Origin of the sequence: Flavobacterium proteolyticum (genome assembly GCF_015223105.1) — a bacterium.
GTDB lineage: Bacteria > Bacteroidota > Bacteroidia > Flavobacteriales > Flavobacteriaceae > Flavobacterium > Flavobacterium proteolyticum.
The window spans coordinates 290,817-307,562 of the sequence record NZ_JADFTZ010000001.1 but is presented as its reverse complement, the minus strand read 5'-3'; the positions used below and the strand labels follow the sequence as shown (position 1 = coordinate 307,562).

Annotated in this window: 12 protein-coding genes; 5 read left to right on the top strand and 7 right to left on the bottom strand. The window is 31.6% G+C overall.

The window, feature by feature from the left end:
* Positions 1–22: 22 nt before the first annotated feature.
* From IM755_RS01290 to IM755_RS01280, 3 genes are all read left to right on the top strand, one after another.
* The gene (locus IM755_RS01290; protein WP_228063873.1) at positions 23–388 is read left to right on the top strand and encodes a Na(+)-translocating NADH-quinone reductase subunit F; all 366 of its coding nucleotides are present in this window, start codon (positions 23–25) and stop codon (positions 386–388) included.
* Positions 363–1,379, top strand: a complete 1,017-nt coding sequence (locus IM755_RS01285; protein WP_194093263.1) for an FAD:protein FMN transferase — start codon at positions 363–365, stop codon at positions 1,377–1,379. Before IM755_RS01290 ends, IM755_RS01285 begins: the two co-directional genes overlap by 26 nt.
* Before the next feature lie 92 nt (positions 1,380–1,471).
* Complete coding sequence (locus IM755_RS01280) at positions 1,472–4,279, top strand: M16 family metallopeptidase (RefSeq protein ID WP_194093262.1); 2,808 nt, start codon at positions 1,472–1,474, stop codon at positions 4,277–4,279.
* Positions 4,280–4,332: 53 nt separating this feature from the next.
* Here the strand turns inward: IM755_RS01280 and IM755_RS01275 are convergent, their stop codons facing one another.
* Entirely contained in the window at positions 4,333–5,097 is a 765-nt protein-coding gene (locus tag IM755_RS01275; RefSeq protein WP_194093261.1) for a class I SAM-dependent methyltransferase, read from the bottom strand.
* The gene (gene map / locus IM755_RS01270; RefSeq protein WP_194093260.1) at positions 5,097–5,915 is read right to left on the bottom strand and encodes a type I methionyl aminopeptidase; all 819 of its coding nucleotides are present in this window, start codon (positions 5,913–5,915) and stop codon (positions 5,097–5,099) included. Before map ends, IM755_RS01275 begins: the two co-directional genes overlap by 1 nt.
* Before the next feature lie 177 nt (positions 5,916–6,092).
* Between map and IM755_RS01265 the strand changes: the two genes are divergently transcribed.
* Both IM755_RS01265 and IM755_RS01260 read left to right on the top strand, forming a co-directional pair.
* On the top strand, positions 6,093–7,370 hold the full coding sequence (locus IM755_RS01265) for an acetyl-CoA hydrolase/transferase family protein (protein ID WP_194093259.1): 1,278 nt from the start codon (positions 6,093–6,095) through the stop codon (positions 7,368–7,370).
* Positions 7,371–7,558: 188 nt separating this feature from the next.
* On the top strand, positions 7,559–7,894 hold the full coding sequence (locus IM755_RS01260; protein WP_026724257.1) for an RNA recognition motif domain-containing protein: 336 nt from the start codon (positions 7,559–7,561) through the stop codon (positions 7,892–7,894).
* 71 nt (positions 7,895–7,965) lie between these two features.
* Here the strand turns inward: IM755_RS01260 and IM755_RS01255 are convergent, their stop codons facing one another.
* From IM755_RS01255 to IM755_RS01235, 5 genes are all read right to left on the bottom strand, one after another.
* Entirely contained in the window at positions 7,966–11,571 is a 3,606-nt protein-coding gene (locus IM755_RS01255) for a T9SS type B sorting domain-containing protein (RefSeq protein WP_194093258.1), read from the bottom strand.
* An 83-nt stretch (positions 11,572–11,654) separates the two neighbouring features.
* Positions 11,655–13,043: a TolC family protein gene (locus IM755_RS01250; protein WP_194093257.1), complete on the bottom strand. Its 1,389-nt coding sequence runs from the start codon at positions 13,041–13,043 to the stop codon at positions 11,655–11,657.
* A complete protein-coding gene (locus tag IM755_RS01245) occupies positions 13,043–14,386 on the bottom strand; it encodes an HlyD family secretion protein (RefSeq protein ID WP_194093256.1) in 1,344 nt (447 codons plus the stop codon). Before IM755_RS01245 ends, IM755_RS01250 begins: the two co-directional genes overlap by 1 nt.
* Positions 14,387–14,389: 3 nt before the next feature.
* Complete coding sequence (locus tag IM755_RS01240; RefSeq protein WP_194093255.1) at positions 14,390–16,042, bottom strand: peptidase domain-containing ABC transporter; 1,653 nt, start codon at positions 16,040–16,042, stop codon at positions 14,390–14,392.
* On the bottom strand, positions 16,039–16,710 hold the full coding sequence (locus IM755_RS01235; protein WP_194093254.1) for a TetR/AcrR family transcriptional regulator: 672 nt from the start codon (positions 16,708–16,710) through the stop codon (positions 16,039–16,041). Before IM755_RS01235 ends, IM755_RS01240 begins: the two co-directional genes overlap by 4 nt.
* Between the last annotated feature and the right edge of the window lie 36 nt (positions 16,711–16,746).

Below are 16,746 nucleotides of genomic sequence, written 5' to 3'. Positions count from 1 at the left end.
ATAGAATAACTACCTTTGCATCATGGAAGCATTATCACTACAAGACTTACATCATTTGGCCATGAATCACGTGGGAAAAGAACTCGAAAAACAAGGATTTGAGTTCATTGCCATTAACAGCCAGTTGAAAAAACATCCGCAATTTGTTTGTGTAGATAAACCTACGAATACCTTGCATTTTGTAATGGTTCAAGCCGTTACGTATCCTGATAATCCTTCTGAATATGATGTTGTTTTCATGGAAACCTTCATCAGTCATGCCAAAGAGAAAAAAGCTAAAGTATTGTATGCTGGAGTTGGTTTTGCCAACGCAGAAGATTTTGAAAAACCGATTTTAAAAAATCAAGATTATATTTTAAATTATGAAGGAATTAAAGAGATTTTGTAGTTTTTTAGTTTTAGCTATTCTGTTTATTTCATGTGATAAAACTACAGATTTTTATACCATTCAAGGCGAAGCACAAGGAAGTACCTATTCTATAAAATATATTGCATCAGAAGAAAAAGTGACAAAAAATCAAATCGATTCGTTGTTAACTGCTTTTGATTTATCACTTTCAACCTACCGACCAGATTCTAAAATTTCTAAAATTAATGCCGGCGATTCAACAGTTGTTGTAGATGATTTTTTTACAGAAACATTCCAACTTTCCAACCAAATTTATAAAGAAACGAATGGTTTGTTCGATCCAACAATTGGTGTTTTAGTGAATGCATACGGTTTCGGACCAAATAAAAAGCACCAAGATTTAGCTCTAAAACAAATCGATAGTTTGTTGCAATTTGTAGGTTTTAATAAGATTGCATTAAACGCAAATAAAACCATATCAAAAAAGTACAACCAAACTTTCATCGATTTTAATGCAATTGCACAAGGTTATTCCGTTGATGTTGTAGTGAATTATTTAAAATCGAAAGGAATTGAAAATGCGATTGTAGAAATTGGCGGTGAATTATTCGCTCTAGGGAAAAATACAATCGACAATAAAAATTGGGTAGTAGGAATCGACGATCCATTACAAAAACCAGAAGAACGCACGTTAATTGCCAAAGTTAATTTAGAAAACTTGGGAATGGCAACTTCAGGGAATTATAGAAAAGTAATGATTGATGAAAAAACAGGTAAGAAGTTTGTTCACATCATTAACCCAAAAACGGGATTGGCTCAAAAAAATAATGTATTAAGTGCAACTGTTTTATCAAAGTCATCTGGTTTATCTGATGGTTATGCTACAGCTTTTATGTTAATGAGTTTAGAAGAAAGTAAGGTATTTTTACAAAAGCATCCAGAATTGTATGTAATGCTTCTTTACTCGGATTCTGACAATAAAATGCAGCAATTTACTACCGAAAACTTTAATTCTTTGATTATAGACTAATTCTAAATAAGAAAATAATTGTTAAAACTTGCATAATAAACTTTTGATTTTGTAGTTATAAAGATAATTTTATCCAAACAAAATCAAATTTTATGAAGAAATTTCACTTTTCCATTTCTTTATTGCTTTTATCTCCAGCGTTTCTTTTTGCGCAGGATTTCAAGCTTGAAGATCCTATTCCGACGGACCCTAATGTAAAAATCGGAAAGCTTTCAAACGGATTAACGTATTATATCCGTAAAAATGCAAAACCAGAAGATAAGGTTGATTTGCGCCTAGTTGTTAATGCAGGTTCCATTCAAGAAACGGATGAACAGCAAGGTTTAGCTCACTTTATGGAGCACATGTGTTTCAATGGAACAAAACGATTTCCTAAAAATGAATTGGTAAATTACCTTCAAAGTATCGGAGTTAAATTCGGCCAACACTTAAATGCTTACACGAGTTTTGATGAAACGGTTTACTTTTTACCAATTCCTTCAGATGATAAAGAAAAAGTAGAAAAAGGGTTTCAAATAATTGAAGATTGGGCGTTCAATACTACTTTAACACCAGAAGAAATCGATAAAGAAAGAGGTGTTGTTTTAGAAGAATATCGTTTAGGTTTAGGTGCCGATAAAAGAATGATGGGACGATTTATGCCAAAAATGATGTACAATTCGTTATACGCAAAACGTCTTCCTATTGGTCAAAAAGAAATTTTAGAAAACTTCACGTATGATAAATTAACGAGTTTTTATAAAGATTGGTATCGCCCAAATTTAATGGCAGTAATTGTTGTTGGAGATATTGATGTTGCTGAGATGGAGCAGAAAATTATCGCTCATTTTGGAAAATATAAAAATCCTAAGAAACAAAAAGAAAGAAAATTTTATGATGTTCCAAATCATAAAGAAACTTTCGTAGCTGTAGAATCTGATAAAGAAGCAGCATTTGCTCAAGTACAATTATTGTATAAAGATTATACAGAGCCTAAGAAAGTTACAACTCTTGGTGATTTTAAAGAATATCTTGCCAAAGGACTTTTTTCTACAATGTTAAATAACAGATTAGAAGAGTTACAAAATAGTCCAAATCCACCTTTTAACTTTGGCTACACCTATCATGGTGGTACATGGGCAAGAACTAAAGAAGCATTTCAATCTTTTGCAATGGTAGCTCAGGACAAACAATTAGAGGCTTTAAAAGTGTTAGTAAAAGAGAATGAAAGAGTAAAACAATTTGGGTTTACTCAAGGAGAATTAGATAGAGCAAAAGCTGAATTCTTATCTCAAATTGAAATACAGTATAACGAAAGAGAGAAAAGTGAATCTGAAAATTTTGTATCAGAATATCAAGCAAATTTCTTAGAAAAAGAACCAATCCCAAGTATTGAATGGACGTTTGATATCTTTAAAAAGATGCTGCCAACCATTTCTGTTGAAGATACAAATAGTTTAATTGCTAAATATTTAAAAGAAGATAATAGAGTAGTGATTTTAACTGGTCCAGAAAAAGAGGGGTTGGTAAAACCAACAGAACAAGAAGTTTTAAATTCATTAACAGTAAACAAAAATGAATTAACCGCATACACGGAAACAAAAGTTTCGGAAAGTTTATTGAGAAATCCGGTTAAAGAAGGAAGCGTAGTTTCAAAAGAAAGTAATGCTAAATTAGGAACTACTACTTTAAAACTTTCAAACGGAGCAACAGTTGTTTACAAAAAGACAGATTTTAAAAACGACCAAGTAATGTTTGAAGCAATCAGTTTTGGTGGTTCAAATTTATTTTCAAATGATGAAATGGCAAAAGTTTCATTGGCAATGGGTGGTTTGTCTGAAGCAGGTTTTTCCGGAATGTCTAAAAATGACATCAATAAATTCATGACAGGAAAAATCGCAAGAGTAAATCCTTATGTTGGTGGAATTTATGAAGGGTTAAACGGTTCTTCTACTCCAAAAGATTTAGAATATTTATTCCAAATGACGTATGCTTATTTTACAGATTTGAATTTTGATAAAGAAGCATTCAGTGGTTTTATCACCAAACAAAAAGGGTTCATGGCCAACATGATGTCGCAACCAGCGTCTTATTTTTCAAATGAATTTTATACCTATTTGAACAAAGAAAATCCAAGATATAAAGGGTTTCCAAAAGAAGAAGATTTTGATAAAGCGGATTATGAATTAGCGTATAAAAAATACAAAGAGCGTTTTGCAAATGCAGCTGATTTTAATTTCTATATTGTTGGAAATTTTGATGAAGCGCAATTGGAAGCTTTTGCTGCAAAATATATCGCATCATTACCTTCTGATAAAAATATGAAAGAAAGTGCTAAAGATTTAGGTTATAGAATGCTTAAAGGTTCGCACAAAAAAGTTGTAAACAAAGGAAAAGATCCAAAAAGTACGGTTAACATCATGATTTATGGTGATACAAAATACGATGCTAAAGAAGCATTTGCTTTCAAAGCATTAGGAGAAGTATTAACCATTAAATTAGTTGAAGAATTAAGAGAAAACGAAAGTGGTGTGTATGGAGTAGGAGCAAGAGGAAGTATGAATAAAGTGCCTTACGGAAGTTATAATTTCTCAATTTCTTTCCCATGTGGTCCAGAAAATGCTGAAAAACTTACTGAATCTGCTTTAAGAGAATTAAACAAAATGGTTACTAATGGTCCAGAACAAAAAGATTTGGATAAGTTTAAAGAAGCATCAAGATTAGAATACAAAGAAAGTTTAAAAGATAATCGCTATTGGATGGCAGTTTTAAAACGTCAATATACAGATGGAGTAAATCCAGAAGAAGTATTTGATTTTGAAGCTAAATTGAATGCTTTAACCGTTAAAGAACTTCAAGATGTCGCTAAGAAATATTTAGCTAAAGATAAAGTAATTGGTATGTTAATGCCAGAAGAATAAATAGGTTTTTATTAAATTCAAAATCCCGCAATTGTAATGATTGCGGGATTTTTTTATTTATAACAAACTGGAATAATTTCTCCTTTTGCTAAACAATATTTTTCTACTAATTCAGGAGCGATGGTTTTGGTATAATCAACTTCGTCAACCTTAAAACCAATGCTTCTTAGTTTGTCAAAGTAATCTCTTCCATAAACTCTTACGTGGTCATATTGCCCAAAGATTTTTGCGCGTTCTTTTTCATCGGTAATTGAATCATCAGAAAAAGTAACTTCACGAGATAAATCTTGTGGAATTTGAAAGATTCCCATTCCACCTGGTTTTAAAACGCGATATAATTCTTGCATAGCTTTAGTATCATCCGGAATGTGTTCCAAAACATGATTACATAAAATCATATCATAAGAATTATCTTCAAAAGGCAAATTACAAATATCCGCTTTTACATCAGCCAAAGGCGAAAATAAATCGGTAGTAGTGTAATCTAAATTCGATTGTTTTTTAAAACGCTTGTAAAACTCTTGCTCAGGTGCAAAGTGTAATACTTTTTTTGGAGCTTTAAAAAAATCCGTTTCGTTTTGCAAATATAGCCATAACAAACGATGTCTTTCTAAAGAAAGTGTGCTTGGTGACAACACGTTGTTTCGTTGTGTTCCATATCCATAAGGTAAAAACATACGAAAGCTTTTTCCATCAATAGGATCGGTAAAACGACTTCCTTTCAATAAAAAAGCCAAAATAGGACGTACGACAATGCTCAAACGAATCAATATCGGACGAGGAATGGTGTTTAATATAAGCTTGAATAATTTTTTCATTACAGCACTAAGGGTTTTTGTCTTAAGCCATCCTCTTCATTACTCACAATTCCTAAAGCTTCATAGATATAGGCAAAAGTAGATAATAACTCAGGTTTTCCGTCAACAATAGCTACATCGTGTTCAAAATGAGCGCTTGGTTTTCCGTCGGCAGTAGTAATTGTCCAACCGTCTTTATGTTGTTTGATGTTTTTGGTACCCATGTTAATCATCGGTTCGATAGCAATGACCATTCCGTTGACTAATTTTTTTCCGCGACCACGTTTCCCGTAATTTGGAACTTCTGGATCTTCGTGCATTTTTCTACCTAAACCGTGTCCGCATAATTCACGAACTACTCCATAACCATGACTTTCGCAATATTGCTGAATTGCATATCCGATATCTTCCACACGATTCCCAACTTTAGTTTCACGAATTCCAACGTAAAGCGATTCCTTAGTAACTTGTAAAAGCTTTTTTGTTTCTGGAGCTACTTCACCTACTTCAAAAGTGTAAGCATGATCACCATAAAAACCATTTTTAAAAGCACCACAATCTACCGAAATAATATCGCCATCTTGTAACGGAACATTATTTGGAATACCATGTACTACTTGTGTGTTTGGACTCATGCAAAGTGAATTTGGAAAACCATACATACCTAAAAATGCAGGCTCCGCTCCGTGCGAACGAAGAAAATCTTCTGCCAATTTGTCTAAATATAAAGTAGTTACGCCAGGTTTAATTTCCTTCGCAATCATTCCTAATGTTTTAGAAACAATCAAAGCGCTTTCACGCATTAATTCAATTTCTTCTAAAGTTTTAATTACAATCATAATGTGAAATTTCGAGGCAAAAGTACGAATTCAAGTTCAATTATAAGTACAAATTCATAATTCAATTTTAATTTGATGCTCCGATTGCTTTAACCCAAAACGGCTAACTAAATATGAGAATTGTCATATTTTATCCCTAAATTAGAGCATAATTTTGCAGTATAAATTTCATTAGGTATGGGAAAATATGTAACTGCGGCGGAAGCTGTACAAGTAGTAAAAAGTGGTGATAGGGTCTACGTTCAGGCTGCTGCTGCTACACCGACAATCTTAACAAAAGCATTAACAGATAGAGCATCAGAGCTTAGAAATGTAGAACTATGTCATTTGCACACAGAAGGAGATGCACCTTATGCAAATCCAGAATTAGCTGAAAGTTTTCATGTGAATTCCTTTTTTATTGGAGCCAATGTGCGTCATACTTTAAAAGCAGGAAATGGTTCATATACACCTGTTTTTTTGAGTGAATTACCATTATTGTTTAGAAAAAATGTGGTGAAATTAGATGTAGCATTCATTCACGTTTCACCTCCAGATAGTCATGGATATTGTTCGTTAGGGGTTTCGGTTGAAGCTTCGGTAGCGGCAATTGAAAATGCTAAAATTGTAATAGCTCAGGTTAATCCGCAAATGCCAAGAACTTTTGGTGATGGAATTTTACACGTTTCAGAAATTGATTATTTAGTAGATGTTAATTTACCAATTTTTGCACATGATGTAACGCCATTTACAGCCGAAGAAGAAAAAATCGGAACGTATGTTGCTTCATTAATTGAGGACAAAAGTACGCTTCAAATGGGAATTGGTTCTATTCCAAACGCGGCTTTAAGTAAATTAACCAATCACAAAGATTTAGGATTACACACCGAAATGTTTTCAGATGGTGTTATAGATTTAATAGAAAACGACGTTATCAATTGTAACTACAAAGGAACTTTACGTGGAAGAGCTCTAGCTACTTTTTTAATGGGATCAAAACGTTTGTATGATTTTGTGGATGATAATCCGTTTATCGAAATGAAAGAATCTTCAATGGTGAATGATACCGCTAGAATTCGTAGAAACCCTAAAATGGTAGCGATTAATTCAGCTATCGAAGTAGATTTAACTGGTCAAGTTTGTGCGGATTCTATCGGAAGCACTATGTATTCTGGAGTTGGAGGTCAGATGGATTTTATTCGTGGAGCATCATTAAGTGAAGGAGGAAAAGCGATTATTGCTCTACCTTCAATTACCAAAAGAGGAGAAAGTAGAATTGTGCCCTATTTAAAACAAGGTGCTGGAGTAGTAACAACAAGAGCTCACGCACATTATATCATTACTGAAAATGGTATTGCTGATTTATACGGAAAAACATTAAAACAAAGAGTTGCAGAGTTAGTAAAAATTGCACATCCTAATCATCAAGAAGCAATAGAACGTGCTTATTACGATATGACAGGTGGCCATAAATAATAAAAAGTTGAGTTAGTAATAGAAAGACAATCGTAAGGTTGTCTTTTTTTATTAAATTTTTTTCAAAAAACTAACCTTTTGATTTTGAATTTTTTAGCTAAAATGGGTTGTTTTTGAAAATAAATCAAACTTTAACCTTTTGACAACATTAAATAGCCTACCTTTGTAAGGAATTAAATTTTTCATAGATGAATATTTTTGTAGGAAGTCTTCCTTTCAGTGTAGAGGAAGCAGATTTAAGAGGTTATTTTGAAGAGTATGGAGCTGTAGAATCAGTTAAAATTATCTCTGATAAATTTACCGGAAGAAGTAAAGGATTTGGATTTGTTGAAATGGCTAATGATGCTGAAGCTCAAAAAGCAATCGACGAATTAAACGGTGGAACTATCGAAGGTAGAAAAATCGTTGTTAACAAATCTGAACCAAAACCAGAAGGCGAAAGAAGAAGCTTCGATCGTAATGCTGGTGGAAGTAGAGGTGGTTATTCTAATAATAGAGATAACAACTCAAGAGGTCGTTATTAATATACTTTTTGGATATAAAACGCAAAAAGCCTTCGCATCGCGAAGGCTTTTTTTATTTCCTTTATTTTATATTATCGAATTAAACTAAAATGTCCTTTAAATTCTTTCGTAATATTATTGTTTGTGTATTCTATTGTAAACCAATAATCAGTTGAAGGAAGTGGCTTGCCGTTTAAAGTTCCATTCCAGCCTTCACCATTTGGATCAATTTCTGCAATTAATTTACCGTATCGATCAAAAATTCTAATTATAGCAGCATCTAAAGCATTACTTCCCTTAATATTCCAAGTGTCGTTGTATCCATCTCCATTTGGAGTGAAGTAGTTTAGGAAATCTACAACTGTAAATTGAGCACTAACTTCTCCACATCCAAATTTATTAATTACTGTTAACGTATAATCTCCACCTGGTATGTTTGTAAATACATTACTAGCTTGAAAAGACGAGCCATTTATAGAATATAAGTAGTCATTAGAAATTGGAGTAACTATTGCGGTAACAGTATTGTCAGTTCCAAAGGCAATCAATTCATTTGGTGTAATAGTTAAGCTATTTGGAATAATAGAATTTTCAGTACTAAAATTAAATATAGAGGAACAATTGGCAGCATTAGAAATATTGGTTACCACTACTGAATATTGTCCAACAGTTGATGTTGTAAATGAAGTATTTGTTTCTCCTACAATTTCATTGCCAATTAAAGCGTCATGGTTTGTAAACCATTGAAAAGTATAATCCGTTGAGTTTAATAATGTTTTGATTTCTACTGGATAAGTAATGGAGTTTAATTGATCTATACAAATAATATAAGGTTTCTTTGAAAGTTTATTTTCAGGAAATGGTCTCACATAAAGATCTAATTCTAATATTTTATAACAAGCTAATCCTGTTTCGCTATCAATATTGGTTCTACTGTTTAAACGAACATATATTTTTTGAAAATTTATAGTTGTATTTAAGAAATTGTTAGGTGAAAAAATACGATTGTTAGCATTCGAATTCGCTAATGCATCAGCTAACTCTTTATAATATCTAAATTCTATTGTATTAATTGGAGTTGAGCCAGCCATTTGAATTTCCCTAGAAGTTAAATCGAAATACTCAAAACCTGAGTCATTACATAACTCTAGTTGAGTTGGATTAGTATTGCTTCCTGGATTCGCCATGACTACAAGATTCAAAGTAGTTAATGATTCACATGAATTGTTTGTAGGATCAACTACTTTACAAATTATTGTTGTAGACGCGCTTGTATAATTGTCAGGCGTAGATATAGGATTATTTGCTAATAAATCTGCATTATTTGCGTAGAAAGTGACTTGATAATTAGTGTTTCCATTTCTAATTTGAGATATCCTACTATTTAAATCAAAAATTGCAGTAACATCACCACAATGACGCATTGGAGATGGTTGCGTTATAATTGGATTTGGGAAAACAGTGATGTTAAAATTTACGATTGAAAAACATCCAGTTAATGTATCAAATAAACGAGCAAAAATAGTTCGTGTTCCTAAAGTTAATGGAAGCGGAATATTTTTATTAATTACTAAAACATTGTCTTTTGCATTATCAAAGGTGTTAAAATAAGAAACAATTACACTAGAATTTTGTCCAACTAATGCTTCTATGTCTTTAGTATTCAATAAAAACGAGTCTAATAGACAAACGGACTCGTTGTTTATTATATTTTGTAAAGGAGCTTGAGTAACAACTACTTGAAAAGTGCCAATACCTTCACAGCTTTGTGTAGCATTCGAAATTACTCGGGTGTAAATAGTTGATGTTCCAACAGGTATTTGACTTGTGTTATTTTGACCATTTAAACCAGTTGATGCATCTGATGTGTTCAAATGAAATGAAATAGATACATCAGAGCTTGGAAAATAGGTGTTTTTAATTAAAATACGTTGAGCATCAAAATTTATAAACCCATAATTTTGATTAATTTCAGGGCATACTGCCGGAATATTTGGATAGTTAGCAACACTGGTTGGATTAATTTGTAGCACAAAACTTCCAGAGTTTATAGAGGTACAATTTGGTACTACATTTTCATTAACTGCTTTTACATAAATGATTTGTAAAAAAGGAGAACCAACATTGATATAATTTGTAGGATTATTAATTAATTGAGTTAATCCGGAATCTGAATAAAAATATAAAGTTAATCCAGCTGTGTTATTGGTAAAATAATTGTAAAGCTGAAGTAAGTTGGTTTCTGCAATTCCATCAAGAGTATTATTGATATAATCACATTGTTCCAAAGTTGTTGAAACGGTATTGATTACAGGTAAAGCATTTATGGTAATTGCAACTGAATTTGAGGTATTTGTACAAGTTCCTTGTTCTGTGGTTTCTAAATAGTATTGTGAAGTTGTATTTAGCGCCTGATTAAATTTAGTTACCGTATAAGTCGAAGTGTTTGCTCCAGCTATAGCACTACCATCTTTAAACCATTGATAGGTTAAAGAACTATTTATGCTTCCATTTGTGTTTGTAGAAGTAATTGTATAAGAATCATTTTCACAAATGGTAGCATTAGATGAAATTTGAACGTTAGGATTAGCAATAATTCTGATAACATTTGAATCTGTTTCCGAACAAGGTAAATTGGTAACTTTTATAAAATAATCTCCAGGTAAAGTTGGAGTAAACGTGGTTGACGTAGCACCAACAACTATATTGTTATTATGATACCATTGATAACTTAATACATCAATAGTAGAATTTAAATCTACGTTATTAAGAATGTTTGACGATAATATTGGGTTCGTATTTAAACAAACAGTATTAGAATTCGATATACTAACATCAGGTTTTATGTGAAATTTTAAATTAGCTTCAGCTTCACTAATCCTTAAACCAGTTAAACTTCCTGCTGGATTTACGGTAATGTCATATGCCGTTGTAACTACTTTATAAAGTCCACTTTCAGAAACAATTAAACTGTTGGTAGAAGATATTGAATTAGAAATTGCATTAACTTGTATGCCATCTTTGAACCAAGTATAATTGAATCTCAAATTACTAGGGATTCCTGGAAAATCTGAAATATCTATCGTTGCTACAATTTCTTTAGTGTCTGGTTTGCAATAATCTAAATTAGTTAATAGTGAACCATCAGTATTGTTTAAACTTACAGAAGATAAGAAATCACAATTTGTACTTCCAGTCCCTCCTGTTTGAGATACCGTAATATTTCCTGCTTGTCCAGAATAATTGTCAATTACAATTACATATAAATCACCAGCATTACTATTTGGAATGTTAACTATTTCAACCGTATCGGGCAAGTAACTACAATCAACTTCATTGGCAGTATTTAGTTGATTACATATGTTATTTAAGTTTGAAAAAGGCCCCCATAAAACAAAATCAACATCAGTTCCGTTACCGGCTAAATTTTGTTGACTAATTTGTAGCACTACATTTCCTGGAGAATCGATTTCAATAAAAAACCAAGTTGGACCAACATACTGAGAAGGAATACAAGTTGAGTTAAAACTTTCTCCATTTCCTCCCACAGAACTACTAAATGGGATGCTAGTTGCGCAAGATTGATATGCGCCAGGATTTGCTGCTAATTGAGCACAAGAGGATGCACCTCCTTGAGCGAAATTTTTTACACTAAATAGTAGAATAAAAATTAATAAATTAGAAATTTTGTTTTTCATTTCAATAGTTTGGGAGCGCTAATTTATTAATTTTTTGACGCATAAGTTACAAAACTAACATTTTCATCCAATTATTGTTAAATTTAATTTGCGTTAGCTATCGTTTTATACAAACCTATAATGGTATTTAAGTATCTATTCTCTAAAGCTATTTCATTTATTTGTGAACTTACCAAGGTGTTTTCTCTCGAATTAATTACAAACAACGAACTTTCTCCCATTTCAAATAAGCGATCTTCCGCATTCAATAGCGTGTTGTAATCTTGAATTAGTTTTCGGATATATTCTCTTTGTTTTTCTAAAGAGGCAATTTCTTGTTGTTGCGATTTTATCTTGTTTTCTAAACTTTTTCGTTCGAATTGCAATCCAAATTCGGTGTCTTGAATTTTAATAGTAGCTAATTTTACTCCAGCTCTTTCTTTTCTTAAAAAAAGCGGAAAAGAGAAATTTACTCCAATTTTATAATCCTCAAAGCGATAATTATCAATATAACTTGGTTCGGATAAATAATTATAACTTACATCAAGTTTGGGTAATAGCGCATTGGCTTTTAGTTTTTTGTCTACTTTAAGCATCGCGATTTTGGCGTCTAAAGCTTTTATTTTTGGATGATTGTTTAAGTCAATTGGGTTTAATTCGTTTATTTGTAAAACTTCTTTTATCGTTTTTGACAATGTAATTTCTGGTATTAAATCATCCTTTAATTCTAAAGGAACATTATTTTCTAACCATAAATAGTTTGATAGTTCTAGCTTCGCCTTAATAAGTTTTAATTTAGCATCTTCTAAGTTTAACAATCTGGTTTTTACAACAATTCCGGCTTCTATGCTGTCAATTGCTGGTTTGTCGCCTTCTGAGATTAATTTTTCAATTCCTTTATATCGATTTGAAGCATTAACCAGGTAATTTTCATATAATTTTACTTCTTCAAAAGCTCTTTTCCAGTTTGCATAGCTTACAGAAGCTTCATACAAAACTTCAATTGCTTGTAAATTGCGTTCGGCCGCATTTAAATTTTGTGCAATTTTTGCTTTTCTAATATCAGCCATTCGCTGATTAATGAATAACCCTTGACCAACAGGAACTGAAATTCCAAACGAAGTTAATCCGCTGTTTGGTAACGTGTTTTCTGGATTTACGTAAATTCCTTCAGAGTTGTCAAATCCTGCTTTTAGCTCAATTCCATACCAAGTTGGAATTTTAAAACTGCTATTTAAAATAGAATAATATTGATTGCCTTTGAATTGTTTTTCATTGAAATCGACTTCAATTTTTGGATCAAAAGCACCTCGCGCTTGCATTAAATTAGCTTGCGCTTCGTTCAGTTTTAAATCGGCTTGTTTTACTAACGGATGATATTTTTTTACATAACCTAAAAATTCATTGTACGTGAATTCTGTTGGGTTATTTTGCCCAAATAAATTCATTGAACTACAAATGAAAATGAAGATATAAAATAGTTTCGATTTCATTATTTTTTAGTGTTTTCGGTTGCAGGTTGGTAAAAATTAGGAGGGAATCCATTTAGAGTTCGCCAAATTTCAAACCAAATTGGCACATCGTCTAGCAATGCTAAAGTTTGAGTTCCAGCTCCGATGCTTAGTTGCTTTGGCCATTTTTTATCATTCGGGTCGGGAGCAATTAGCACTCGGTATTTTCCGTTTGGACTAATGAAATTTTCTTTGGCAACAATGATTCCTCCAAAAGTTCCGTAAGAAACATCAGGCCAACCACTGAAAACAATTGTAGGCCATCCATCAAACCAAACTCTTACTTTTTCACCATTATTTATTAAAGGAAAATCGACAGGATTAATATAAGTTTCCACAGCAATATCATATTTTGAAGGCATAATGCTAACCACAGAAGTCCCTTCTTTTATGGTTTCGCCTATACCAGATTGTAATGCACGGTTAACATAGCCATCTTGTGGGGCTGTAATGTAATACAATCCATTTCTAATTTGATAGTTTTTATATTGGTTTTTAAGTTTGTTTACTTGTGCTTCGGTATCAAATTGTGAACTCAAAGCAGTTTGTTTGTCGCTACTTGCTTTTGCGTTTTTTTCTGCATATTCGGCGCTAATTCTGTTAAGCTCCATTGTAGCGTTTAAAACCTCGTTTTTACTAGTAATATATTTGTTCTCTTGTGTAATAATTTTTGCCTCTGTTTCTTGTAATTTCATGCGTTTTTCCTCAACATCGGTCATTGGTTTTAACCCTTCTTTGTTTAAGTTTACAGAACGCGTATACTGTGTTTTTGCAATTTTAAGTTGTGTTTTAGTGGCTTCAAAATCGATACTATCACTTTGTACTTTTAAATACGCTTGTTTAAGTTTGTTTTGCGCTTGTTTTAATTTTAAGTTTTTTTCATTTTGAATAGCGCCCATCTGGCTCTCCAATGCTTTTACTTTATCAGCGTATGATATAGCTGCATTTTCTTTAGCCTTTACTTGATTGCCTGTGTTTTCAATTAAATTAGGGTCTAAATAATCTTCTTTAATTTCTGAGATAAATAGAATGGTATCTCCTTTTTTCACAAAATCGCCTTCATTTACATACCATTTCTCAATTCTTCCTGCAATTACTGTTTGTATGGTTTGAGGACGTTGATTAGGTTTTAAAGTGGTAACATTTCCTGTTCCTTGAATGTTCTGTGTCCAAGGAAGAAAAAGAAATAAAACTACCATAATCACAAAAGCCCAAATAAGTTTTCGAATTACTTTATAGTGCTTTTGTTCTTTAAAAATTTGTCCTGATTTGAATTGCTCTAACTTTACGAATTGATCAATTCTATTTTTTGTGATGTTTAGCATGACTTAAATGGATTTAATTTCCCCTTTTTCTAAAAGAATAGTTTGCTTACAAATTTGTTTCCAATAACTGTTTTTACTTACAACAACTAATGTCCATGAATGTTTTTCTTCGCCTAAAAAATCAATGATTTCTTTACAGGTTTGTTCGTCGGATTTGTCTAAAGGATTTTCTAAAAATAATAATTTGGGTTTATTGATAATACAACGAGCCAGAACAATTTTTTGTATTGTTGATGAATTAATTTGTTTTCCTTCAGATGAAATCCTAGTATCTAATCCTTGTGGAAGTGATTTGATAGCTTCGGTTAGTTTTAATTTTTCGATTAGTTCAAAAACCATTTCCATTTTAATCTCAGGATTATTACAGGTGATGTTTTCTAAAATTGTACCTTCAAAAGGCATTTCATGTGCTGTAATAATCCCAATTTTTGAGCGATATTCATCTGATGAATACTTTTTATAATTGGTATTATTGATAAAAATACTTCCAGATGTTGGTTCAATTAAGCGTGCTAACAAACGAACTAAAGTTGTTTTTCCGGAACCATTTTCTCCTAAAATTAAAGTGTGTTGTTTTGGTTCAATCAATAAATTAATATTTTTCAATATTTCTTTGTCTGATTTTGGATAAGTAAATGATAAGTTTTCAGTTTCGATTGTAAGTTTGTTTTTATCTACTAAATAGTTTGAATTTTGGATATCTTCTTCTAATTCCATATCCACAACAGAGCCTAATTTTTCTAAAGAAGTCAATACATCGTAAAACAATTCTAAACCTGAAAACAATTTTTCAACCGCTGCAATAATACTCAAAATGATAATTTCAGCAGCAACGAATTGCCCAATATTCATTTGCTGATTAATTACTAGTAATCCTCCAATTATTAATAGACCCGCTGTAATTAAGATTTTAAATCCAGTTAACTGAACAAACTGCTTCATTAAAACCTGAAAATGACTTTCTCTTTGTTTTAGATACTCATTAACCAATTTGTCGTTTTTGTGTAGCGAATAATTAAAAATAGAATTGCTTTTAAAACTTAAATGATTTCTGGCAATTTCTTGTAACCAATGAGCAATTTTATACTTGTATTTTGATTCTTTTAAGCTGGTTTCTAATCCTAAATTAAAGTTGATTTTGAAAATTAAATACAATAGAATTAAAAGTATTAATCCAAAAAATATAAAAAAGGAATGGTATAAAGAAAGTAGAATAATACCGAAAAAGATTTGTAACGCAGCACCAGAAATATCTAATAAAAGTTTAGTAAATCCTTTTTGAACTGTTAACGTATCAAAAAATCGATTCGCTAATTCTGGTGGATATTGATTGTGTAATTCATTGAATTTTATTTTCGGAAAACGATATGCAAATTCAAATGACGAGCGCACAAATATTTTTTGCTGTAAGTTCTCTGTGATTCGAAATTGCATTATTCTTAACAAACCTACAAAGGCTACACCAACAACAACAATAACAACTAAGATTATCCAAGAAGTGCTAACTTTTCCAGCCTGAATAAAGTTGATAATTGATTGAATTCCCAAAGGCAACGACAAACTGATTAATCCAGCGATAATAGAATACAAGAAGATTTGATAAATGTCTTGTTTGTCGATTAAGATGAGGTTTTTGAATCTTTTTAATGGTGTCATAGTAGTATTTTTTTAGCCATATCTGTGTAGAATTCGGTTGCGCATTCTTTCTCAGATAAGTTGGTAATAGTTTTTAAATGATTTTTTAAAAAATGTTGATGAAGAGAGCCTTCCACAATGTTTGATGCTAAACTTTTGGCGTATGGATATTCTGGATTTACTTCTTTTATGATATCAATTATGCGGTTGATAACTCTTTTATAAACTAAGAAAAAACCTTCTTTATTTTCGTTGTCAACTTCTTTGGTCATTAAGGTTTTTGTAAATTCCTCTACGATAATTCGGCTTAGAATTCCTTCGTTAATATGCGGAGTTGCATTGTCGTCTACAACATTTTCGGTAACAAGTATTATTGCTTTTTCTAATTTTTCAACTGGATTTGAAATATTTGTAGTCGCAAATGCCATGCGATATTCTATCCAAGACCAATACCAAGAAGTTAGATAAACTAAAAGTTTATGCTTGTTTTCAAAGTAGCGATAAATAGAACTTTCGTTAGATTGAATTTTTTCACCTAATTTTTTAAACGTAAATGCTTCAAATCCAATTTCATCAATTAGAATAATACTATTTTTTAAAATATTACGTCCTAACTCAGAAGTTTCAGGATCTTTTACATATAACTTTTCGTTAATGGTTATTTTTAAATTAGATAGTAATTTTTGCATGATGTAATATTTAACAATGCAAATATAATAGTAATA

What these genes read in the sequence shown, in the direction of transcription:
- IM755_RS01290 (WP_228063873.1), top strand. Translation starts at nt 23, where the DNA reads ATGGAAGCATTATCACTACAAGACTTACATCATTTGGCCATGAATCAC.
- IM755_RS01285 (WP_194093263.1), top strand. Translation starts at nt 363, where the DNA reads ATGAAGGAATTAAAGAGATTTTGTAGTTTTTTAGTTTTAGCTATTCTG.
- IM755_RS01280 (WP_194093262.1), top strand. Translation starts at nt 1,472, where the DNA reads ATGAAGAAATTTCACTTTTCCATTTCTTTATTGCTTTTATCTCCAGCG.
- IM755_RS01275 (WP_194093261.1), bottom strand. Translation starts at nt 5,097, where the DNA reads ATGAAAAAATTATTCAAGCTTATATTAAACACCATTCCTCGTCCGATA.
- map (WP_194093260.1), bottom strand. Translation starts at nt 5,915, where the DNA reads ATGATTGTAATTAAAACTTTAGAAGAAATTGAATTAATGCGTGAAAGC.
- IM755_RS01265 (WP_194093259.1), top strand. Translation starts at nt 6,093, where the DNA reads ATGGGAAAATATGTAACTGCGGCGGAAGCTGTACAAGTAGTAAAAAGT.
- IM755_RS01260 (WP_026724257.1), top strand. Translation starts at nt 7,559, where the DNA reads ATGAATATTTTTGTAGGAAGTCTTCCTTTCAGTGTAGAGGAAGCAGAT.
- IM755_RS01255 (WP_194093258.1), bottom strand. Translation starts at nt 11,571, where the DNA reads ATGAAAAACAAAATTTCTAATTTATTAATTTTTATTCTACTATTTAGT.
- IM755_RS01250 (WP_194093257.1), bottom strand. Translation starts at nt 13,043, where the DNA reads ATGAAATCGAAACTATTTTATATCTTCATTTTCATTTGTAGTTCAATG.
- IM755_RS01245 (WP_194093256.1), bottom strand. Translation starts at nt 14,386, where the DNA reads ATGCTAAACATCACAAAAAATAGAATTGATCAATTCGTAAAGTTAGAG.
- IM755_RS01240 (WP_194093255.1), bottom strand. Translation starts at nt 16,042, where the DNA reads ATGACACCATTAAAAAGATTCAAAAACCTCATCTTAATCGACAAACAA.
- IM755_RS01235 (WP_194093254.1), bottom strand. Translation starts at nt 16,710, where the DNA reads ATGCAAAAATTACTATCTAATTTAAAAATAACCATTAACGAAAAGTTA.